Origin of the sequence: Bariatricus sp. TF06-38A (assembly GCF_027690675.1) — a bacterium.
Lineage (GTDB): Bacteria > Bacillota > Clostridia > Lachnospirales > Lachnospiraceae > Allocoprococcus > Allocoprococcus comes.
The window spans coordinates 1-20,760 of record NZ_JAQFCE010000040.1 but is presented as its reverse complement, the minus strand read 5'-3'; the positions used below and the strand labels follow the sequence as shown (position 1 = coordinate 20,760).

The 20,760-nt window shown below is 49.3% G+C and carries 29 protein-coding genes and 1 pseudogene; 3 read left to right on the top strand and 27 right to left on the bottom strand.

Features of this window, described 5'->3' with window-relative positions; genetic code table 11:
- The 9 genes from PG418_RS18300 to PG418_RS18260 all read right to left on the bottom strand — a co-directional run.
- Positions 1–752, bottom strand: a 752-nt coding sequence (locus tag PG418_RS18300; RefSeq protein ID WP_498837833.1) for a recombinase family protein, incomplete at its 3' end; no start/stop codon positions are given.
- Complete coding sequence (locus PG418_RS18295) at positions 753–950, bottom strand: hypothetical protein (RefSeq protein ID WP_002595176.1); 198 nt, start codon at positions 948–950, stop codon at positions 753–755.
- Between the two features lie 242 nt (positions 951–1,192).
- A complete protein-coding gene (locus PG418_RS18290; protein ID WP_008394605.1) occupies positions 1,193–2,530 on the bottom strand; it encodes a virulence-associated E family protein in 1,338 nt (445 codons plus the stop codon).
- Positions 2,499–3,143 (bottom strand): CHC2 zinc finger domain-containing protein, encoded by a 645-nt coding sequence (locus PG418_RS18285; protein ID WP_025544160.1) that lies wholly within the window; start codon positions 3,141–3,143, stop codon positions 2,499–2,501. The genes PG418_RS18290 and PG418_RS18285 overlap by 32 nt, the downstream gene beginning before the upstream one ends.
- A gap of 66 nt (positions 3,144–3,209) precedes the next feature.
- Positions 3,210–4,784, bottom strand: a complete 1,575-nt coding sequence (mobQ, locus tag PG418_RS18280; protein WP_008394607.1) for a MobQ family relaxase — start codon at positions 4,782–4,784, stop codon at positions 3,210–3,212.
- A 186-nt stretch (positions 4,785–4,970) separates the two neighbouring features.
- A complete protein-coding gene (locus PG418_RS18275; RefSeq protein WP_003509323.1) occupies positions 4,971–5,309 on the bottom strand; it encodes a helix-turn-helix domain-containing protein in 339 nt (112 codons plus the stop codon).
- A 525-nt stretch (positions 5,310–5,834) separates the two neighbouring features.
- The gene (locus tag PG418_RS18270; protein WP_005927679.1) at positions 5,835–6,131 is read right to left on the bottom strand and encodes a DUF3847 domain-containing protein; all 297 of its coding nucleotides are present in this window, start codon (positions 6,129–6,131) and stop codon (positions 5,835–5,837) included.
- Entirely contained in the window at positions 6,124–6,465 is a 342-nt protein-coding gene (locus tag PG418_RS18265; RefSeq protein ID WP_005927681.1) for a replication initiator protein A, read from the bottom strand. The genes PG418_RS18270 and PG418_RS18265 overlap by 8 nt, the downstream gene beginning before the upstream one ends.
- Complete coding sequence (locus PG418_RS18260) at positions 6,462–6,650, bottom strand: hypothetical protein (RefSeq protein ID WP_005927683.1); 189 nt, start codon at positions 6,648–6,650, stop codon at positions 6,462–6,464. The genes PG418_RS18265 and PG418_RS18260 overlap by 4 nt, the downstream gene beginning before the upstream one ends.
- A 483-nt stretch (positions 6,651–7,133) precedes the next feature.
- On the opposite strand from PG418_RS18260, the gene PG418_RS18255 reads away from it, so the two are divergent.
- Entirely contained in the window at positions 7,134–7,940 is an 807-nt protein-coding gene (locus PG418_RS18255; protein WP_005924756.1) for a helix-turn-helix domain-containing protein, read from the top strand.
- 61 nt (positions 7,941–8,001) lie between these two features.
- Here the strand turns inward: PG418_RS18255 and PG418_RS18250 are convergent, their stop codons facing one another.
- The 5 genes and pseudogenes from PG418_RS18250 to PG418_RS18230 form a co-directional block, all read right to left on the bottom strand.
- Positions 8,002–8,964 (bottom strand): DUF3658 domain-containing protein, encoded by a 963-nt coding sequence (locus tag PG418_RS18250; protein ID WP_005927687.1) that lies wholly within the window; start codon positions 8,962–8,964, stop codon positions 8,002–8,004.
- Positions 8,965–8,993: 29 nt separating this feature from the next.
- A complete protein-coding gene (locus PG418_RS18245) occupies positions 8,994–9,371 on the bottom strand; it encodes a TnpV protein (protein ID WP_005927690.1) in 378 nt (125 codons plus the stop codon).
- Entirely contained in the window at positions 9,331–9,603 is a 273-nt protein-coding gene (locus tag PG418_RS18240; protein WP_002593556.1) for a helix-turn-helix domain-containing protein, read from the bottom strand. Before PG418_RS18240 ends, PG418_RS18245 begins: the two co-directional genes overlap by 41 nt.
- Positions 9,604–9,766: 163 nt before the next feature.
- A pseudogene (locus PG418_RS18235) lies at positions 9,767–9,865 on the bottom strand (Maff2 family mobile element protein); the annotation flags it as partial.
- A 20-nt stretch (positions 9,866–9,885) separates the two neighbouring features.
- Positions 9,886–11,505: a recombinase family protein gene (locus tag PG418_RS18230; protein ID WP_118515737.1), complete on the bottom strand. Its 1,620-nt coding sequence runs from the start codon at positions 11,503–11,505 to the stop codon at positions 9,886–9,888.
- Positions 11,506–11,729: 224 nt separating this feature from the next.
- Between PG418_RS18230 and PG418_RS18225 the strand changes: the two genes are divergently transcribed.
- Positions 11,730–12,494 carry an MBL fold metallo-hydrolase gene (locus PG418_RS18225; protein WP_117536062.1) on the top strand — a complete coding sequence of 255 codons (765 nt, stop codon included), beginning with the start codon at positions 11,730–11,732 and terminating at the stop codon, positions 12,492–12,494.
- A gap of 60 nt (positions 12,495–12,554) precedes the next feature.
- On the opposite strand, the gene PG418_RS18220 is transcribed toward PG418_RS18225, so the two are convergent.
- From PG418_RS18220 to PG418_RS18195, 6 genes are all read right to left on the bottom strand, one after another.
- Complete coding sequence (locus tag PG418_RS18220; RefSeq protein ID WP_087182583.1) at positions 12,555–12,749, bottom strand: transposon-encoded TnpW family protein; 195 nt, start codon at positions 12,747–12,749, stop codon at positions 12,555–12,557.
- Positions 12,750–12,763: 14 nt separating this feature from the next.
- Positions 12,764–13,606: an ATP-binding protein gene (locus PG418_RS18215; protein WP_117536061.1), complete on the bottom strand. Its 843-nt coding sequence runs from the start codon at positions 13,604–13,606 to the stop codon at positions 12,764–12,766.
- Complete coding sequence (locus tag PG418_RS18210; protein ID WP_498837834.1) at positions 13,603–14,328, bottom strand: phage replisome organizer N-terminal domain-containing protein; 726 nt, start codon at positions 14,326–14,328, stop codon at positions 13,603–13,605. The genes PG418_RS18215 and PG418_RS18210 overlap by 4 nt, the downstream gene beginning before the upstream one ends.
- Positions 14,329–14,472: 144 nt before the next feature.
- On the bottom strand, positions 14,473–14,859 hold the full coding sequence (locus PG418_RS18205) for a cysteine-rich VLP domain-containing protein (protein ID WP_005875990.1): 387 nt from the start codon (positions 14,857–14,859) through the stop codon (positions 14,473–14,475).
- Entirely contained in the window at positions 14,849–16,474 is a 1,626-nt protein-coding gene (locus tag PG418_RS18200) for a relaxase/mobilization nuclease domain-containing protein (RefSeq protein WP_498837832.1), read from the bottom strand. Before PG418_RS18200 ends, PG418_RS18205 begins: the two co-directional genes overlap by 11 nt.
- Positions 16,446–16,844 carry a plasmid mobilization protein gene (locus tag PG418_RS18195; RefSeq protein ID WP_117504535.1) on the bottom strand — a complete coding sequence of 133 codons (399 nt, stop codon included), beginning with the start codon at positions 16,842–16,844 and terminating at the stop codon, positions 16,446–16,448. Before PG418_RS18195 ends, PG418_RS18200 begins: the two co-directional genes overlap by 29 nt.
- Here PG418_RS18195 and PG418_RS18190 point away from each other — a divergent pair.
- Positions 16,818–17,363 (top strand): hypothetical protein, encoded by a 546-nt coding sequence (locus PG418_RS18190; protein WP_498837831.1) that lies wholly within the window; start codon positions 16,818–16,820, stop codon positions 17,361–17,363. The genes PG418_RS18195 and PG418_RS18190 overlap by 27 nt on opposite strands.
- Here the strand turns inward: PG418_RS18190 and PG418_RS18185 are convergent.
- The 7 genes from PG418_RS18185 to PG418_RS18155 all read right to left on the bottom strand — a co-directional run.
- Positions 17,308–17,718 (bottom strand): hypothetical protein, encoded by a 411-nt coding sequence (locus PG418_RS18185; protein ID WP_008818018.1) that lies wholly within the window; start codon positions 17,716–17,718, stop codon positions 17,308–17,310. The two genes, PG418_RS18190 and PG418_RS18185, sit on opposite strands and share 56 nt — an antisense overlap.
- Before the next feature lie 57 nt (positions 17,719–17,775).
- Complete coding sequence (locus PG418_RS18180) at positions 17,776–17,973, bottom strand: helix-turn-helix domain-containing protein (RefSeq protein WP_008818017.1); 198 nt, start codon at positions 17,971–17,973, stop codon at positions 17,776–17,778.
- Positions 17,951–18,409, bottom strand: coding sequence for an RNA polymerase sigma factor (locus tag PG418_RS18175; RefSeq protein ID WP_008818016.1), 459 nt, complete (start codon positions 18,407–18,409; stop codon positions 17,951–17,953). Before PG418_RS18175 ends, PG418_RS18180 begins: the two co-directional genes overlap by 23 nt.
- Positions 18,410–18,567: 158 nt before the next feature.
- Complete coding sequence (locus PG418_RS18170) at positions 18,568–19,272, bottom strand: zf-HC2 domain-containing protein (protein WP_008818015.1); 705 nt, start codon at positions 19,270–19,272, stop codon at positions 18,568–18,570.
- The gene (locus tag PG418_RS18165; protein ID WP_008818014.1) at positions 19,265–19,750 is read right to left on the bottom strand and encodes an RNA polymerase sigma factor; all 486 of its coding nucleotides are present in this window, start codon (positions 19,748–19,750) and stop codon (positions 19,265–19,267) included. The genes PG418_RS18170 and PG418_RS18165 overlap by 8 nt, the downstream gene beginning before the upstream one ends.
- Positions 19,751–20,022: 272 nt before the next feature.
- The gene (locus PG418_RS18160) at positions 20,023–20,163 is read right to left on the bottom strand and encodes a Maff2 family mobile element protein (protein WP_016300369.1); all 141 of its coding nucleotides are present in this window, start codon (positions 20,161–20,163) and stop codon (positions 20,023–20,025) included.
- A gap of 36 nt (positions 20,164–20,199) precedes the next feature.
- Positions 20,200–20,760 (bottom strand): type IV secretory system conjugative DNA transfer family protein (locus PG418_RS18155; RefSeq protein WP_498837830.1); only part of this gene is annotated, 561 nt, incomplete at its 5' end.

The window sequence follows — 20,760 nt, the reverse complement described above, 5'->3', positions numbered from 1 at the left end:
TTTTCCGGGTCTTTCTTTTCCCATTTGGTGCGGGTATTGCGAAGCCCCCGTTCCCGGTTCCACCATGTGGGGCAGGGGATTTTTTCTTCCTCCAGCCGTCTGCGGATATAGTTCGGACCATGACCGTTTAGGGCATATCCGAAAATCAGCCGCACAATCGGGGCGGTTTCCTCGTCAATGAGCAGATGGTTTTTGTCCTCCGGGTCTTTCCGATACCCGAACGGGGCAAGACACCCGGTAAACTGTCCTTTCTGCGCTTTCAGAAGATAAGAGGAATGGACTTTCTTGGAAATATCCTTGCTGTACATCTCGTTCAGGATATTCTTGAACGGGGCAATATCGTTGTTATCACGCAGGGTGTCGATACCGTCATTCATGGCGATATAGCGGACACCGTTTCTTGGGAAAAAGTCCTCAATCAAATGCCCTGTTTGCAAATAGTTACGCCCCAGTCGGCTGAGGTCTTTCGTGATGACAAGGTTGATTTGCCTGCGCTCAATGGCTCTCAACATTCTCTGTAAATCAGGACGCTCCATATTAAGACCTGTGAAGCCATCGTCCTGATAGACTGCCACAACCTCCCATCCCTGCTTTTCGCAGTATTTTTCCAGCATATCACGCTGGTTTGCGATACTGGCACTTTCGCCTTGCAGGTCATCGTCCTTTGACAGCCTGCAATAGACCGCCGCACGATAGCCCCCGGCAAGTGCTGAACCGATTGTTCTGTATTCCATTTCGTTCATCATAGCCATTTACCCACACAATCCAGACGGTATCTGGCTCTGTTGAACCTCATCTTCATTATACTTCAAATCTTTCTTTTTAGCAAGATATTCTTTTGTATTTGTTTTGCCGTATTTCTGGGAAATCAGGCTGACGAACACATCGGTGGCGTCCAGTTCCCCGTCAAATACGGTTGTCACTTCAATCTTGGTCTTATTTTTCGCCATAGGCAGTTATCCTCCATACATGAAAATAGCCAGACAGAGAACGGTCGGCAACGAAGTCCGGCAACGGGCTTCAAAAGACCTTGCAAACAATCTCAATCTGGCGTTGATTACTATTTATACTTTTCTTTTATTTTTCTGTTGTTTTGGTTGTCAGAGAGGGAAAAAGCCCGGAAATAAGGGATTTTCCCCGGCAACCGGCTCGGCAACGGGATAGCAACGAAGTCGGCAACGGGCTGTCATTTTCAGAATGGAAGCTCCATCTGCTCTGTGACCTCCACAAAACCGTCCATAGATTTTTCGGGCGGGTTGTCGGTGTCCGTTGCCGGGATTTCACGCTCCCAGCCCTTTTGTCTGCCGTATTCCGCAAACATCCTCGGATTGGAAAAGTAGTTCCACCCGGTAATGCACTGGTTCATTATCTCGTTGATTTCCCGGATTTCCCATTGCTTCGGCTCATCAAAGGTGTGGTTTAAGGCTTCCTTGTAGAGCTGCTTGGAGCAGACCGTTTCCCCGGTGTACTTATCAAGGTAAGCCTGTATCATCCCGGCTTTGGTGTCCTCCGGCATAAAATCCCGCTGGTGTTCTTTGAGATACCGCTGCATGGCTGGGCTGAATGACAGCTTGAACATGCCGCTTCGGTAAATCTCCATTGCTTCCGCCCACATCTGGCTGATATAGGCTCTGGAAGCGGCTTCGTCCTCCAAAATGTGAACCTCGGCTTGCTCCGGGTACACCATGACCGGGATAAATCGGCGGTTGCCGGAACGGTCAAGGGGGAGAAAGTCAAGGGCGTTGGAAGTGCCGCCGAACACGCATTGACGGGGGCGGTCTGCCGGGTGAGTTTCATAGGGAATTTTGTAAACCTCTTTCTGGCGGCTTAGAAAGGACTTGATTTCCTCAATGCTCTTGGCATTGGCGGTTGCCATCATTTCCGACATTTCAATTATCCAGTGACCTTGCAGCTTGCGGTACACGTTATCATCGTCCAGCTTCCGCAAATCATCGGAAAACCACTCGTCCCGGACTGCCAGCAGCCGGAAGAAGGTGGATTTGCCAGCCCCCTGACCGCCTACCAGACACAGCATGATTTCAAACTTGCTTCCGGGCTTAAATGCCCTTGTAATCGCCCCCAGCATGAACAGCTTCAAGGCTTCATAGGTGTAATCGTCCACATCAGCTCCCAGAAAGTGCCGCAGACAGAAGCGGATGCGCTCAGTCCCGTCCCATGCAAGGCTGTTCAGAAAATCCCGGATGGGGTGGTACTTATTCTCATTCGCCACAATCCCGATGGCGGTTTCAATCTTTTTCTCACTGGTAAGCCCGTAGGTTTCCTCCAGATAGAGAAGCAGATACTTCATGTCCGTATCGGTCAGGGCTGTGCTTTCTCTGTGAAAACCGATGGGCTTTATGATGTCCTTGCGGTCGGTCAGGATGTTGTAGGCGATTGCCCCGGCAAGCACAGGGTCACGCTGGAATACGGTCAGGCAGTTCCGTATGCTCTGGCGGACGCCGCCTTTCTCGGTGGTTTCCAGAGTTGCCTTTACTTCCTCAACGCTCTGGGGCGGCTGCATGGCGTTCATGGTGTTTTTTAGTTCTTGCTGCGTCTGCGGCTGCAAGCTCTGCCATTCGCTGTTCAAGCTGTATCACATCCTTTCCGTAGTCCATAATCAAAACCGCTTTTTCCTCTGTCTCCCCGAACAGCAGCACATCCAGCAGATATTCCACATGGGCTTGCTTCTGCAAGGCTTCCACGAACCGGGGATGAAACGCTTCCTCCGGGGAGTGCGGGGCATAGTCGGTTTTCCATACCCGTAAGAGGTGTAGATAATCGGCAAGGACACGGAAGCAATGTGCCTTTGCTTCCCGGAACTGTTCTTCCGGGGATTTCTGCCGGGGCTTGGGCTTCCTTGCCCTGCCCGGTGGCTTCCAGTCCTCATAGGCAAGCCCGAAGTCACTCGCCAACTGTGCGGCGGCTTCCTTTTTCCCCAGCCCGTACAGGGCAGCTACAAAATCAATCACATCCCCATCTGCACCACATCCGAAGCAGTGGAAACGCTTGTCCAGCTTCATGCTGGGGGTCTTATCGTTGTGGAACGGGCAGCAAGCCATCCCGTTTCTGTTTACCCGGATTCCGTAATGCTCCGCAGCCTGTCTTGTCGTAACGGACTGCTTCACAGCTTCAAATACATTCAAATCAATTCCTCCTTGTAAAAAAGAAAAGGCACTTATCATTCTCAATCTGAAAATGGCAAGTGCCTGTTAAAGTTCCATATCCTGTTGTTTGTGTTTCGTCTGCGCCGGGGCGTTTTTCTGTGCTTTCTTCTCGTCAGCCTTATCCTGCAAGACTTCTTTGAGGGGCTGCTTCTTGGGCGGCTCTTTGCTTTCCTCTGTGCCGGGTGTGGCTTTCCGTACCCAGTAGCGGATGTCCCGCAGCTTCTTCAAATCTTCCTGCACCTCGGTCAACGGTACTTTCAAGTCTGCGATTTCGCCCACAAGCTTCGCCTGTTCCTGCAAAAGCTCCTTTTTCGTGCTGTCCTTATCATCCGGGTGCTTGGCAAGGTAGGCACTGGCTTTCTCAAACCGGGCAACCTCCGGGTGTTCCAGCTTGAATTTTTCCTTAGTTTTCTTGAAAAATATCTTCTGGTATTTCTCATAAACGGGCTTACATTCCTTACAGTCCGTCCGGGCGGCAAGGATAGCGTCAATCACGTTGCTGCGGGTTTCCTTTGGCTTCATCTGCTTTCGGTAGTCGGCGGCAGATTTCCCGGACGTTTCTATAAAGTTTTCCAAATCCTCCACGGTGGAAAGTCCCTTTCTCTGAAGATAGGACAGGGCTTCGCTGACTGCCTTTAAGTCTTTGGAAGTTCCACGGTTTTGTCCCGCCCGTGTCCAGTCGCTCCGTTCTGCCTTTCGTACCTCCATGTACTTCATCAACAGATTGGGAAGAAATACCGCTTCCTCCGCAGCTTTTTCCGCAAGCAGTTCTTTTCGTTTTTCACTAAGCTCGATAATCCAGCCTTTGAGATTTTTAATAAGCTGCCGGATAGACTTCATCAGGCTGTTGGCGGCTTTGATTTCCCGGTTCAGATTTCCGATGTTGGTCTGAATCCCTCGCTTTTCCATCTGCCGGACAGCAGCACCCTCATGGACGGTAGGGATAATATCAAGCCCCTGTCTTTCATAAGAACGGAGATCCACCCGCTCCGGGCGGTTGTTGGCTTCCAGATAGCGGTTCTGGATGATCTCCCATTCATGCCGCCAGATTTCACAATACTTGCGGTCGTTCCAGTCAACCGTATCTTCCTTGTGACTTTTCCATCTGCCGGACGGAAGTTTTATCCGTTCCCCGTTCTCGTCAAGGTCATAAACCTTGCGGCTCTTGGGAAGCCATTTCCCATGTTCATCCATTGCCCGCATAGTCAGCATGACATGAGCGTGAGGGTTTCCGTCCCCTTTGTCATGGATGGCAAAATCCACGCACATTCCTTTGGAAACAAACTGCTGATTGCAGAAATCCCGGACAAGGGCGGCGTACTGGTCGGGCGGTATCTCTCTGGGGATGGTAAGCACCCACCGCCTTGCAAGCTGGGAATTCCATTGCTTCTCCACCGCTTCGGCGGCGTTCCATAAAGTATTGCGGTCTGCATACGACCGTGGGGCATTTGCCGGAAGCAAGATTTCATTGTGGACGATACCACGCTTTTCCGGGTAGTGCTTCACTTCCTGATCGTATCCACAGAACAGCTTTTCGCCGCTCTGGTAGGCAGCGGCGGCAACCGCAGACTGCTGTTGGCTTCGCTGCACAATCGAGATTTCGTTGTGTGGACAGGGCATTTCGTGTCCCTCCTTTCGGTAATTGGTGGATGGGGTGGCGTTTTACCACCTCATTTGGGGCAGAAAAAAAGCAGGAGACCTTTTCAGATTTCCTGCTCGGTGGTGCCGCCGGTGGGCGGCTGGTATTCAGTTTTGAAAGTTCGGGTCAGGGTGGCCCGATGATGAAATAAAATATCTGCATGAAGATTATTCAACTTCTTTTAGTAATTCTTCAACAGAAATACCGTAAAGTTTTGCAAGTGCAAAAAGATTTGATGTGGAAGGGTCGGATGTTCCATTTTCCCATTTTGAAACAGCCTGCCTGCTAACACCAATCGTTTCAGCAACAAATTCCTGCGTCATTTTGCACTGTGTTCTGTGTACTTTGAGTGCTTCACCCAACGATTTCCTCACTACGGATTTTTCCTGCCGTACATCTTTTGAATGGATATATTTGAGTAATGCACGAACAATAAGGGTAAGCAAACCAACAAAGATACATAAGAAAATTATTCCAACGATTATCATAAATACGGTTACTTTCATTTGACCACCTCCTAATGTTGCTGTTGGCTTCATTTCTCTGTACGGATATATTTAAGCAATGCACGAATAACAAGGATAAGCAAGCCGACAAAGATACATGAGAAAACTATTCCGACTACAATCATAATGATGTTTACTAACATTTGGATGACCTCCTTTCTTTGTTGGCTTTATTCTATCTGAATTACCGTGTTGCTACCACCAACTATCAAGCAATTATCAGTTGCATATCGGTTGCACAATGATAGCGTTCTGTTTTTTGACCTTATTATACTAAATTACCGTAGATAAGGATAGCTCGACTGATAAAACTTGCTGGACGGGAACAGCTTGCAGCGCAAGGTGTTTCCGGGCGGCAAGTCCACAAAAGGGTAGCTGGCGACAGCCAGCGCAGGGGAAGCGTAGCGTCCCCTGTATGATTTGGAGCAGACCATGACTGCGGAAAATCACAGCCCTCCGGCGAGGAGCCTTCGGAGAACGCAATGCACCAACCTTTGGGTGGTGTATAATTGCGCCCTTAGTAAACTAAGGGGGTTCCGGCATCTCCCGTTCCAGCAGTTTTTTCAATAGTTCCTGCGTGTCCTGTCTGTGAAAAATGAGTTTCAACAACAGCATGACATCATCATCTGTCAGGCGTTCCGGCTCTTGCAGAAAACTTTCCAGCATACCGCCACGGGTACAGAGCCGGTGCGTCCGTTCCTTTCGGGTAAGCTGTTTCAACTGGTGCTGCAATGCCTTTTCATCATTGATGGCTTTCCGCAGTTTCTTTTCGCTTTTTTCCAACTCCCGATTGAGTTTTTCCAGCTTTGAGGTATCAGGCAAGGGCAGCGTCCTCCTTTCCCGGTATCAGCACATAAATCCGGTTTGGTTCTCCAATGCCCTGACGCACCCGCATGATAAGTCCGGCAGTTTCCAGTTCATTCAGAGAACGCTTGACCGTCATGGAGCTGCGGGACAGGACTGCGGCAATGGCTGTGACAGGGAAGCAGACAAAGAGGATTCCGTTCTCGTCCTCCTGCCCTTTGGAGAGCATAGCGTCCAGCATCCGGCAGTACATGACCTTTGCGGTGCTGCTGACTGGAAATCCTGTCAACGCTCTGGGAAAAGGCATACAGGGCGGCAATGGTGTGTCTATCGTCATAAATTCAAAATTCATTCTGTGTGTTCCTCCTTTTTCTTTGCTCGTTTGGATAAATAACAGGGGCAGTCAATCACAACCGCCCGGAAGCTCTGCTTGCACCCATGCTGGCATTTCCGGCATAATTCGTTGTAAGTGACACGCCCCCGGTCATTGAGGTAAAAGGAAAGCTCATACTTCCTCTTTTTGCTCATTCTCGGCATATTGCGCTTCCTCCCGTTTTAGTGTATGGTTTCGGGGCGATTTTCGGTAAAATTACAGCCATAGAGCCGCTTAAAATCTCCCGAAGTATCAGCGATAGGGTAGACTGTCCCCCTATCAGATTGTTGTGTTTCGGTATCATTTCGGTGTCAGTTCGCCAGTTCTCCCCGGTGTCGTTCCTCCCCTGAATCTCACAGCGGCGTATCGCTCCCTTTGGTACGCTCGTTTTGGTCAGGGTTCCTCCATATCCCTGCCAAAATTCATGGCGCTACATCGCCGGGGAAGCATATCCCACACAGGCTGGTCATTCGATTGGAATAATCCATCGATGAACTACCTGTATCATAGAACATTTTTGTGCCCTGTGCCGTATGTCCACAAAGTAGGAATTAAGGGTAAAAATCAGAAATTTCCACGATTACGGAAAGTGTGATATAATCCAGATAAGCGGCAGCAATGAAACCGTTGGAAAGGAGCGTGTGCCCATGAAAGGAGCAACAAGCATACAGGAACGCCTTTGGGAACTCCGCAAGGACAAAGGCTTAAATCTGGAAGAACTATCAAAACTAACGGGTATTTCTAAATCAGCCCTTGGCAGTTATGAAAAAGAAGATTTTAAGGAAATCAATCATGGCAACCTTATCACGCTGGCAGACTTCTATGGGGTTTCCGTCGATTATCTGCTGTGCCGGACAGAGAACAGGGAGCAGATCAACACGCCACTGACGGAGCTGCATTTGAACGATGAAATGGTTGCACTTCTGAAAAGCGGTCGGATCAACAACCGTCTGCTCTGCGAACTTGCCACCCATAAGGACTTTATCAAGTTTCTTGCGGACATTGAGATTTATGTGGATGGGATTGCCACCATGCAGATTCAAAACCTCAACACCCTTGTCGATACTGTCCGACATGAAATCATAGAACGGTATCGCCCTGGCGAAGATGACCCACATTTGAAAGTGCTGCAAGCCGCCCATATCAGTGATGATGAATATTTCAGCCACATGGTTCTGGATGACCTAAACCTGATTATCCGGGATATTCGGGAAACCCATAAAAAGGATAGTGAGAGTGCGCCCCAGACCACTGTTGCCAATGAACTGAAAGAAAATCTGGAAGCGGTCGAAAATTTCAAGGGCAGCCGTTTGGAAAAACTGGCAGTGCTTTACTGCAAGCAGCTCGGTATCAACTATAAAAATCTGTCAGATGAAGAATTTCGCTGGCTTATTCGGATTCTCCAAAAATCAAAGAAAACGGGAACGCCTATCAACCAGAGAAAAAAACGGTAAAGGAAAACCGCTGTTGCATGGTTTGTTGGATTCCATGTAGCAGCGGTTTGTGCTGTGGTTATTACTTCATTCGTTTTCTTAATATTCGGCGATAATTTGTTTCTCCCTTTGGTGCGTCCTGTATAATTTCCAACACACCATCTTCAAGCATTTTATCAATGCGATTGGAAATCCATACATCACTAATTCCAAGTTGATATTTTCCTAAAACATTACCTATGACAATAGCCATTTTGAATTGCTCTGGCTGTTCCGCAATTTCACGAAGAATGAAACTATCATATATATCTTCTGAAACGCTTTGCAATTTACCATTTAACATTGCACGCAAAGGTGCATTTTCATTTTGAAGTTGATTCCATTTCATAGCACAAGCTGAAAGAAATACAGGATTAGCTTTCTCTTGTAGAGTTATATAGTTTCCCCATTCGCCAGGAGAGACCTCGCCCCATGCTATTTTGGATGTCATAGTATTTTCTTTTCCATATTCCCATGTAGGTAACTTAACCAAATAAATTGTTGTCTGGCAGTTTAAGGGTTGAAGTTGTTTCATAAGCCAATACATACCACAAAGCTCATCTGGATTATAGCTATACCAAATGCGAATTTCTTCCCCAGCTACATATCGTTCAATCACTGAGGTCAATGTAGTTTTAATTTTCTGTATTTTTTCTTCAACCTGATAATCTAAATCCTCTACAAAGCAGACAGACAGCATTTTCTTGAAAACATTTTTCCGCTGTTCGCCAATTCCATTATCAGAAATATCTCCCACACTAAGAGCCATATCAAAACAATAAACATCACAGCTCTTGCCTCCCAATGGAATAGCATTCTCCCAAGCAATGCGTTCTTGTTCCTGTGCTTGAAGCTGTGCTTTTTTCATTTCATCTGAAGATGGAACACTCCCGTCTTCATGCCTCATAAATATTGAAACAGCACTTCCTCTATACTTTCCCTTGCCGTAAGTTTGGGCAATTTTCAAACTTCCACAGGCACTTTCACCAAATACAATTTCAATCATCTTATATACCTCCGATTTAATTGCTCCCGTTATGAATAAATCATCTCATGCAAAACAATTTCTTCTGCCCGGTTATGAATGTTATTGCAACGCTGCACCCATTCCATTTGGTGGGTACGCTTCAATTCCTCGGTTACGCCCTCGGCAGTTTTCATCTGCTCCATGATGGTGTCTAACCGTTCCTGTGCCTGTTCGTTCAGGTCTGCAAGATATGTCCACAATTCCCCGGTCAGTATCAATGTATTCAATCTGGCTGGGTGGACTTCCCTTAAATATTCCCGGTGCATCCGTCCGTACTTTCCGATAGGGCGGTGTTCCTCCGGCAGTTTCAAGTCCGGGATGTAATAATCTCCGACAAGGATATAATCAATTCCGTTTTCCGTTATTCTTGGTTTCAATTCGCTCATGTTCCTTACCTCCTGTGGAAGCAGGCTCGTCTGGTACTAACTCAATCACATCGGTAATCTCACAATTCAGCGTTTCGCAGATACGGGCTAATGTATCCATGCTGATGTGCTTTCCCTCTTTGCTCATGTTGGCAATCATATTTGTTGTCATACCAGCGGCAAGCCTTAAATCCTCTTTTCTCATATCACGCTCTAACAGTGTGTGCCAGAGTGGCTTATAGCTGATGTGCATATTGTTTTCCTGCCTTTCTATCTATACCACCGGGGCGGCTGCCCCGGCAGGAACTTTTCTCTTATTATAGCACCAATCTTGTGAAATCACAATTTATTCTTGTAGCCTGCCGCTGATACCGTCTGGATTGTGCTTTTCCTTTCGTTTTTTGTTCCAACTAATTAGCCATGAGCTGTTTCATACCCTGGCTTTTTACTGATGTGCGATAAAGAAGTAATAGAAGTGTAAAAAATTTTGCCGTTCCTATCCGGCACTTGGCCATTGTGTCGGATAGGTCGGGCGTTAGGCTTCGGGCAAGTCAATCTTGCCGACAAAGCTGTAATAAATCTCAATGTCCTGCCTGCGGGTGCCGTTCTCGTCATAGCTGCACTCATGCACGACGATTTTCTCAATCATTTCCCGCAAGAGGGTGGGGGTAAGTTCCTCAAAGGCAAGGTGCTTTCGGACAATCCCCATAAACTTTTCCGCGTTGACGGTGGCGGCCTGCGACTTGGAAAGTTCCTCCTGTAAAGCGGCGGCGCGGTCTTTCAGTTCCCGCTGTTCCTGCTCATAGTCTGCCGACAGTTCCATGAAACGCTCGTCGCTGATTTTGCCGTTCACATTGTCCTCATACAGCCGCTTGATAATGCGGCTCACTTCGGCAATACGCTCCTGCGCCTGTTCAAGCTGCTTGGTGGCTGCGGCGGTCTTTCTCTTGCCGCCGATCTCGTTCTGCTGGATAAGCAGCTTCACAAAGCGGCTCTCATGCTTGGCGGCGTATTCCGTCACTTGTCGGAGATTGGAGAGGACGCCAGCGGTCAACAGGTCTGTGCGGATAAAGTGTGCCGTACAGTCGCGGGTGCGCTTCTTGTAGCTGCCGCAGATGTAACAGTCCTGCTTGCGGTTCTTGTTCTGATACCGCTGCTGGTACATCACATGGCCGCAGTCGGCGCAGAACAGCATACCGGAGAACAGCCCCACTTCATCATAGCGGTTCGGGCGTTTGCGCTGCTTGCGTAACTCCTGCACGCGCTCCCATGTTTCCCGGTCTATGATAGGCTCATGGTGGTTCTTAAAAATGGCCTGCTTCTCCACGGGGTTCTCTACACTGTGCTTGACCTTGTAAGAGGGCTTTTCCGTCTTGAAGTTTACCAGACAGCCGGTGTACTCCCGGTTTTCGAGGATATGAACGACGGTGTTCGTCGCCCATTTGCACTCATAGCCGGGGTGGTAGCGGCGGGTGCTGCCCGTCCTGCGGTATTCCAGCGTCCCCGGCGTTGGGATTTGCTGCTCCGTAAGCATACGGGCAATCTTGGTCGGGCCATTTCCGGCAAGGCAAAGCTGGTATATCTGCTGGACAACCGGCGCGGTTTCCCCGTCAACGATATAGTTCTCGTCCTCGTCCATGAGGTAGCCATATACCGGCTTGCTGGTAACAGGCTTTCCACTCATGCCTTTTGCTCGTTTTACTGCTTTGATTTTCTTGCTCGTATCTCTCACCAGCCATTCGTTGAACAGATTTCGCAGAGGGGTAAAATCGTTGTCCATGCCGCCGTTTGCGCTGTCTACATTGTCGTTGACAGCGATAAAACGCACTCCCTTTTGAGGGAACAGCATTTCCGTGTAAAACCCTACCTGCAAGTAGTTTCGCCCTAACCGGCTCATGTCCTTGACGATGACCGTACCCACTTTCCCGGCTTCAATGTCTGCAAGCATGGCTTGAAAACCGGGTCTTTGAAAGTTCGCGCCGGAAAAGCCGTCGTCGGTGTACCAGCGCAGATTGGTAAAGCCGTTCTGCTTGGCGTAGGTTTCCAAAATCCGCTTTTGGTTGGAAATGGAATTGCTCTCGCCTTGCAACTCGTCCTCATGGGACAATCTCGGATAAAGGGCGGTAATGAGGTTTTGGGTGGCTTGTCTTAACATAAAATCCTCCGTTTCCGACAGCCAGCCCCACTATTCCGTGGTTTCATTGTACCACGGAATAGGGCGGGCTGTATAGCTGCAAAAGTGTAAAATCTGCTTCTTTATGATTTGTCAAATTGCTGATTTTTGTGTAGCGTTTTGTAGAGTTGCTTTCAGTAGAAAAGTTTATATCTGTGTGCTATACTTACTTTCAAAAGCGATTTCGATAGAGCGGGTGATAAAACATGAGTAGTTGGTTTACAACGGAAATAATCGACAAAGATACTTTTGCAATCAGTGAGTATCGGCATTGGGAAGAAACGCATTGCTATTTACTTTGTGGCACTAAGAAAGCCATATTGATTGATACGGGGTTAGGGGTGGCAAATATCAAAAAAGTAGTTGATAGTTTGACATCACTTCCAGTTACAGCCATAACAACACATACACACTGGGATCATATCGGCGGGCACAAATATTTTGATATTATCGCAGTCCACGAAGCAGAAAAAGATTGGTTATCTGGTAAATTTCCTATACCTTTGCAAGTGGTAAAAAGCAATCTTATGAGAAAACCATGCGATTTTCCCTCTGACTTCAAAATAGAGGAATATCAGATTTTTCAAGGAGTCCCGCAAATAATTTTACATGATAACGATTGCATTGATTTGGGGAATAGGAAATTGATAGTTCTTCATACGCCCGGGCATTCTCCGGGGCATTGCTGCTTCTATGAACCGGAAAGAAAATACTTGTATTCCGGTGATTTAATATACAAAGGGTGTCTTGACGCTTTTTATCCAACAACAGACCCACAACTTTTCTTTCAGTCCATAAGAAAATTGCAGTCTTTAGAAGTACAGCGAATTTTACCTGCACATCATCAACTTGCTATTCCCGCCGATATAATTAGCCGGATTGAAAAAGCCTTTTGCCAATTAGCAAAAGAGGGTAATTTAAAGCAAGGCTGCGGTGTATTTGATTTTGGTGATTTTCAAATCCATGTATGACCTTTACTCACACTCCAGCGGCCATGCTCCCCGGCATGGCCGCTTTCCTCATGCCCCGGTTCACGCCGGACAAGTCGGCTCCTGTGTAGCAGCGGCTTCCGCTTCCAGTACCCGCGCCATTTTGTCGGCGGCGGTGGTGGTAGTGTCTTTCTTGAAATAGCCGGACACGACAAGGACGGAATTGCCCATGCGGATTTCCGTCACGCAGTCGGGGCGGCGGGCTGTGCGGGTGTCGTGCTGCTTGTTATCTGCCATAGGCAATACTCCTTTCAGTCGGTAATCAGTTTCTTCATGCTCTCCATTTTCCGCTGCGCGGCTTCCTGCCGGAAGTTGTCGCCGGTAAAGCGTACCGGGACGCACATGGAAAGCAGGCGGTCATAAATCCGGGAATGGGCGGTGTCCTCCGGGTTCCGCAGGTCGTCCAGCGTGAGGTTGGTCGTGACGATCAGCGGCTTGCCGCTGCGGTAACGGCTGTCAATCACATTGAAAACCTGTTCCAGCCCGTACTCGGTGCCGCGCTCCATGCCGAAGTCGTCAAGGATAAGCAGCGGATAGCGGCAAAGGCGGGAAATGTACTCGTTGCGGTTCTCAAAGCTGGCGGCAAGGTCGTTGAGGATAAGGGCAAAATTCGTCATGTGGACGGGGATTTCTTTCTCCATGAGGGCGTTTGCGATACAGCCCGCAAGGTAGCTTTTCCCGGTTCCCACGCCGCCCCAGAACAGGCAGCCGATATTGTCGGTTCGCATATCCTCCCAATGCTCCACATACCGGCGGGCAATCCCGGCCTGCGGGTTCCTGCCGTTGTCGTTCTCAAAAGTCCAGTCCCGCATGGTGGGGTCGGTAAAGCCCCGGCGTTTCAGTTCCTCCACGGTGTCAAGGTGCCTGCGCCGCTTCTCGGCGGCCTCCCGTTCCTCGCGGGCGGCTCTCTGGCAGTCGCACTCTGCCAGGTGACGGTCACGGCCAAAGATAGCGGCTTTATCCGGCGCAAAATAGGCTTCTTTCGGCTTACGGCACTTGCCGCAGTACAGTAAACCGTCCTCGCCGGTGTAGTCCTCCGGCTCCGGGGTAACAGTCGTCATATTCTCCAAAACAGCGTTGATTTCGTTCTTCATAAACTCTCGCCCTCCTTGCATGAGTAGTCTGGTATGCCCTTTTTCGGGGCTTTCTTGGCTGCGTCCTCCTGCGCCCACTTGTAGATTGTGGCGGCATGGCTGCGGTATCGCTTGCCGCTGGACGCGATATGGCAGGATAGCCGGTCAATGTAGTAGTTCCATTTGTCGGGCAGGTCTGCTTTCAGCCCGTCCAGTTCTGATTGCGAAAGAAAGACATTTTCATACCGGCCATAGGCAGCGCGGGCGGGCTGTCCCGTATCTAACTCTCGCTCTCTCTCTTTTTCTATCTCTATCTCTTTCTCTATCTCTATCTCTGGTGGACAAATGTCCGCTTGATATGGTGGACAAATGTCCGCCCCGGCCTTTGGCAAGGCTTTCTGCTCCTGCAAAGCCAGCCTTGCCCGCCGTTTTCGCTCCCCCTCGGTAGAGGATTGGCCGATAAGCAGTTCGATGTTGCTCATATACAGCGCGCCGTTCTGTAACGGCTCCACAAGCCCCAGCTTCATAAAAATCTGCAAGGCTCGCTCTACGGTGCCGACTTGCTGGCGGGTAATGGTGGCAATCATCTGCGCGGTGTAGGGGATATTTTCATCAAGCTGCAACTTCCCGCCGTTTTTCAGCGATTTCAGGTACAGTTTCAAGAGAATGTTGGAATAGAGGATACCGTCCTGCATACTTTCCAGCAGTACGATAGCGTCCTCGTCAAAGTAATTCTCTTTCAGCTTGAGGTAGTAGTATTTTGGTTGTCTGACATGGTTCCTCCTTTGGGTGGATTTGGGGCGTTTATACGCATTTAGAACGGCGTTTCCGGGGGAAAAGGATAAATGTATCGCGCACCCTTTGACACCCACGAAAAAAGCCTTGATTTATGCGGGTTTGAAAGGCTCTAAAGCGTGACATTTATGCCTTTGTTTCCGCTTTCGCTCGGCGGCTTTGATTTTCTTCATGCGTCCGGCGCAGTCCGGGCAGTATTTTCCCCGGTTTGACTTGGGGACAAAGGCCGCGCCGCAGACGGCACATCGTTTCCGGCTCCCCCGATACAAGAGGGCGGCGGCCAGTTCCTCGTCAAGGGGCAGGACAGCCACACGGAACCACCGGCACATGAGAGAAAGGGAAATGCTCTGGACACACACGCAAGGCTCCCCGTCATCTAACAGCAGGCAGTTCCCCCCGTCGTAGTTACAGCACTCATGCACCAGCCGCCGCGCCCGCCGGTGCTGGCGGTAGTCCATGCGGGGCAGCTTATCGCTCATGGCTCTGCTCCTTTCTGCGGTGCGGCTCGCTCCGGCGCAAAATCTGGTCGATGTTCCGCTTGACGGTCTGCAACTCCGTGTACCGCTGCTTCTGTTCGTGGTAGGTGTTATACAGGCTGGATTTCTTGGAAACAAGCTGCTCGATCTCGTCCTGCAACGCTTTCCGGGCGGGCAGCTTGGTAATGCCATGCTCCCGGAAATACCGGGCGGCTGCGTCGACTATGATAAAATCGCTCTCATTTGCCTGCCGGTAGGCGGCGCGGGCTTTCTCGGATTTCTGCGCTTTCAGCCCGTCGCGGGCGGGCTTGGTCTTGGCATAGGCAAGTACCTGTTGCTGCAACTCCTTTTTCCCTTGTAGCTTTGTTTCCAGCGTTTTCAACTTGCCGCTGGTCTGGCGCATTTCCTGATAGGCGGTATCAACGGCGGCTTCTAACTGCTCCGGGGAAGTGAAGCCGTATTCCTGATACACATTCAGCGTCGCGGCCATTTGTTTGAGGTTGTGCATGGTCGCCCAGCGTTCATAGCCCCGGCCTTTGCCCTCGGCCATTTTCTGCTCAATGTCCACAAGCCGCTGCACACCGTCCTGTTTCGGGGCGGTTTGTGGGACTTTTGTGGGCTGTATGCCGGTTTTCCCATGCCGGGGGTATTCGGGTATGGCTGCGGGCTTTTCTGCGGCTCTGGCGGCGTTCTGCTCCAAAACGGCAAAGACAGCGGCGCGGTCAAAGTCGTCACCCAGCTTTCGGGCGGTAATGGGCTTTGTCCTGTCCGGCGTGAGATAGGATAGCCGCCCCCGGCTCTCCTTGACGGCCACGCCCTCCCGCAGCAGCAGAGAGGAAAAGTCCTCGAATGAGGTCGCCGCAGACAGCGCGGCGCGTATGGTCTGCCGCAGCTTCTCCTTGTTCGTTTCAAACTTGGTCTGCCGGGGCGTGATACCGTCTGCAATCATGGGGGCGTTCTGCTTGTCCAGCGCGGCCTGTCCCTTTTTCTGCGCCCAATACTCCCGGTCTGTGACGCGGTTCTTGCTGCCGTTCAAGAGGTCGATTTGGTAAAGCCCCTCCCGGTGGCACATTTCCATGACTTCGGACTTGAAGTAGCGCAAGGCAGCGTCGGTACAGCGGTGCTTGCAACCGGCTTTCGTGTCGGCTGGCCTGTCCATGTAGGGCAGGAACGGGACTTCCTCTATCCGCAGGCTGTTAATGACGATATGCACATGGATATTGCCGCTGTGGTTATGCCCGTCCGGGTGGGTACATACAAGGGCTTGGTGGCCGGGGAAATGCTCGGCGCAAAACTTCTCGCCCAATGCCTGCGCCCGGTCTACGGTCAAGCCATTGTCCGGGCCGTCCCGTGGGTCAAAGCTGATGATATAGTGGTGGCTTTTCACATCTTCCCGCCGCTGGTTTTTCCCATAGCGGAGATTTGCCCGCATACAGGCAACGGCAAAATCCTCCCCGCCGCAGTTCAGCGTGGACAGCCGGTAGTCCTCGCGGGGGATAAGCCTGTCGGTTTCATCAAGGACGGGCTTCATGGTGAACTCGTCATGCTCAAAAAGCAGGTATTGTTCGGCGGCTCCGTAGTCGGCGTTTTTAGAGTTGATATGCTTGAGTGTTGCCAACCGCGTCACCTACTTTCTGTAAGACTTCATACTTGAGGGCGGCAAGGTCGGCTATGGCAGCGCGTACCTCGCCGGACAGCGCATTGTAGGGTGCGCCGTACTCGTTCAGATACCGGGCAATCTGATTGAGGTTGCCGCCGATCCTGCCGTACTCGGCGGCCAGCTTCCCGACAGCGGAAAGCAGTTCATCATTGACCGCCGACACATGGATAACGGGGCGTATGGTAGTGCGCCGTATCGCCTGCCGGAGAAATTCCGACTGGCTGATACCATAGGGCGCAAGCCGCGCTGTGAAGTCGGCGTATTCATCTTCGGACAGCCGGGTTTTCACAACGCGGCTGCGGTGGGGTGTGTTGTATTTCTTTCGCATGGTCGTGACCTCCTTTCTTGCCGCATGAGCGCGGCGGGGATAAGCGGCGCAAGCCGCAAAGCAGGGTTTGGGGAAGGCACTCCCCAACAAGTTTCCCGCGAGGGGCAAAACCGCAGAATTGCGGATTTTGGCACCGTGGTAGAAACTTGCTCTAAAAAACTACCGCTTTCCTCGGCGGCTCTGGTTTGCGGATATACTGGCTTGCTCCACCAATATAGCGATTGCGGCGGCGTGTTCTGCCCGCTGTTCACCACTACAACGGTGAAAAGGGGGCGTTTTGGCAAACGCAGCGGAAATTTTTTTGTTTTCCCTGTCTGCTCCCTACAACAATCCGGCGGTGTGGTTTGCCAAAGATTTTTGAAAATGGGCGCAAAAAAAGCAGTAAACCTTTTCAAGATTTACTGCTTATCTGCCGCTGTGATGGGCGGCGGTATTAAATTGTCAGCCGTTTTTCAAATGGAACTTATCTGCAATCGCTTTCTTTCTGCTTTCCAATTCCTTTTCTGTAATCTTCCATAATCCTAATGCAATGATCTGCTATCTTTTGCATTCCGAGTTCTTCAAAAAAGGCAATTTGTATTTTCATCAGTTCTTCACAAACAGTCAACTTCTGCTCATCCATATTGCTAATAGCAAGCCATGGGAACGCTTTATATTTCTTAGTGTCCCCAATGAGAAAATTGTACCCTATCAACTCATTTTCACGGAAAACGAAATAGAATTGTGGGCCTGAACCTGGAACTGACTTTTCCATAATTTGCTGCATTGTTTTCACGCCGCCGTATGCCGGAAAAAAACCTATTCGCTCAAGAGCATTTAATATGTCAATCCTTTTATCTGTGGGTATGTCTCTATAATTGATAATCTGTTCCATTTGCTCTACTCTCATTGAAGTTTAATTTGTCAGGCTCTAATTATACAACTTTTCTGTTTAGCGGTCAAAGCGGAACTTCAACAGGCTTTCTATCAGTTGCCTGACGATATGCTCCTGCATATCCGTGTTAATCTGTCCGTCCATTTTCGCACAAGAGCGGATATATCCTGCATAATGGGATAGGACGGCGGCAACAGCTTCCGGGTCGCCCTCGCTTGCCTTAACGATTGTCTCATAGGGAAGTAGCTGGTTCATAGGACAAGCCCTCCAACTCTGCCCGTAGCCGCCGTAAAATCATCTGAATACGCCGCCCGGTTGTGTTGCCAGCCCGTCCATATCTCCGTCCAATCTCCCTATGCGTCAATCGTTGGAAGTAGTACAAGAAAATGATTTCCTGTTCCATCTGTGATAGTGCGGACAGGGCTGCGGCAAGCTCTGGACTTTCCAAAAGCACCATCTGACCACAGACGAAAAGCGGATAGCTGGTCATGCCGGATTGCTCCGCAAAGTATTTATCTGTGGTACTGAATGGATAGTGTTTTTCTTCTATCAGATATTCAAGCGAGATTTCCCGCTTGCGGTGGCTCCGTATGCTCCGGGCTGCGTCTATGGCAGCGTGGCGAATAACAGTCTTGCAAAAGGCATCGTGTGTATGCCGGATATGTTCTTGATACTTTTCGTGTTCGGTCATGGAAAATCCCCCTTTCTGAATAATGGCAGAGGGCGGCAGCATCTTGTGCTGTCGCCCTCTTGATTACCGAACAGCAAAGACGGGCGGGGCTGTCAACGGCGGCGCATTTGCGCCGTTCATCTTGACCGTTGACAGGCTCGGCTGGGTTTGCTATCTGCTCACGGCAATTCACTCTCATTGATAGGAATTGCTTCAAGTTCCGTATTCAAATTGTTCCAATAAGAGCCAATATCCGCACTTGTGAAATACTTAAAACCGCCTGCTTCTGACTTCAATTCGCCGTTTTTAACTCCATAGCAGGCGTAAATCAAATCGTAGCTTGTTCCATCTGAGAGGTTAAATCTAAAGCTGGTCACATCTGCTCCGGCAGTTTCCTCAGTTGTTTTGTCTTTTAAGGATAAGCCCTTGAACTTATCATACAGGGTCTTTATATCATTTTCAGCAACAACTACTTTCTTTTCTGCTGATGCAGGCACTCCGTCATAGTGGTACATTTCAACGCTTTCGACATCTTCAACCTCAAATGGGAAGTCGATTTTGACAGGCTCATAAGCAATGTTTATAGGTAACAGAAAGAGAGCTGCAAAAATTGCAATGATACAAAGAGCGATGGAAACGAGAACAGCAATCGTTATCTTTTTTCTGCCTCTCTGCTTTTCTTTTGCCTCATGGCGCATAATAACGCTTTCGCTTTCTTCGTGAAGAACATCTTCGTTCGTGTGAGAAAGCAATTTCTGATAAATTGCGTTACAGTCAGCACAGGCGTTCAAATGCTCTTTTACCATCTCTGCGCTTGCTTCGCTGCAAGCACCGTCAACATACAGCGGAAGAATATCTCGAACAATATCGCATTGTTTACTCATGCTTTTCATCCATCCTTTCTTGAATTTTTAGCTTTGCACGATGATAAGTAACTCTCGCCCATGATTCTGTTTTTCCAAAAATTGCAGCGATTTGTGAAAAAGATAGTTCCCCGAATACGCGAAGCTGAAAGACTTCTTTGTATGGTTCTTCCAAACGGTGAAGAACGAGGTGTATGCGGAACGCCATGTCAGAATCTGCAACTGAGTTCTCAACATTTTCATTTGATGGCAAGTCATTGATTTCACTCACATCAGCTACTCGCTGACGGCTTCGCATTTCATCATGGTAAAGGTTTTTTGCTATGGAGCAGAGCCATGTCAATTCATCTGACTTACCTTTGAATTGTGATGTTGTAGAAACAGCCTTATAGAATGTGTTCTGCGTGATTTCCTCTGCTATCTCACGATTTTTGGCAAGAGAAATAGTATACGAGTATACCTGTAAATAGTAGGCTTTATAGAGCTTTTCATAGTCCATACTTGTCATCACCTCCTTCAGCTTCATAGGTTAGACGGAGAAATCGGAATTTCGTTACAAAGAAGTTTGAAATTTTTATACCTTTACGCTACTCTTGCTTTCTGCGGACTATTGGTAGACGCGCATTAACGGCAAGTAAAGAGATTGCTGTGTCAGCTTGATATGTTCAAATGCTAATTAAGTATAGCATACAGCTATGAATTTTTCTATTGCGTTCCCCTGACTTCGGAATAGTGGCAGGGCTGGCTATCCTTGTTTTGCTTTGTGCTTCTCTACCGTACATGAGCATTGGAAGCAGGGTTGTCCTGGCCGTAACCTTCCAGAAGGTTGATAACGCCCCAGATACCAAGACCTGCGCCCAGGGCCACTACGAGAGTCTGCAAAACACCAACTGCGCTGTTGAAAAATTCCATAAAATAATCCTCCTAAAAAATGTTTTTGATTTCGGGTTAAGTTGTTGCTTCAATCTCGTACACATCGAAGGTGTCCGTGGGTTTTACCACGGTACGCTGCTTCTTCATGTACCGTTCCATGTCAAAGACATTTTTAGGGTCGGCGTCGGCCGTGTATCTGTAATTCGGGTGCCGGGTGAGGTCGTATTTGTCCGAAAGGAACGGGCGCACGCCCCGCAGCATGAAGATACACTTGCCGCCGTCCATCACTGCCAATTCGTCCTGGGTCATCAACTCCTTTCCTAATTTCTGATAACTGAGGCCGTGGGAAACCTGGCTGCCCCGGTTTTCAGACTGGTTATAGAGATCAATGGTCTCTTTTCCCAGCAGCTCCGAAATTTCCTTGAGCGTGGATTTCTCCTTGCCTCCCAAAAACAAGGTGCTGTCACAGTTTCCGACGATGGTATCTGCCGCGTCCTTGTAGATGGTCTTTAACTGACTCTGCGACTGCAAAATAATAGAAGCCGATATCTCACGGCTTCGGATGGTAGCAATTAGCTTATCAAAGTTCGGTATCTGGCCGAATAGCGATAGGTAAGCCTCTGGCGTTTCCACCTC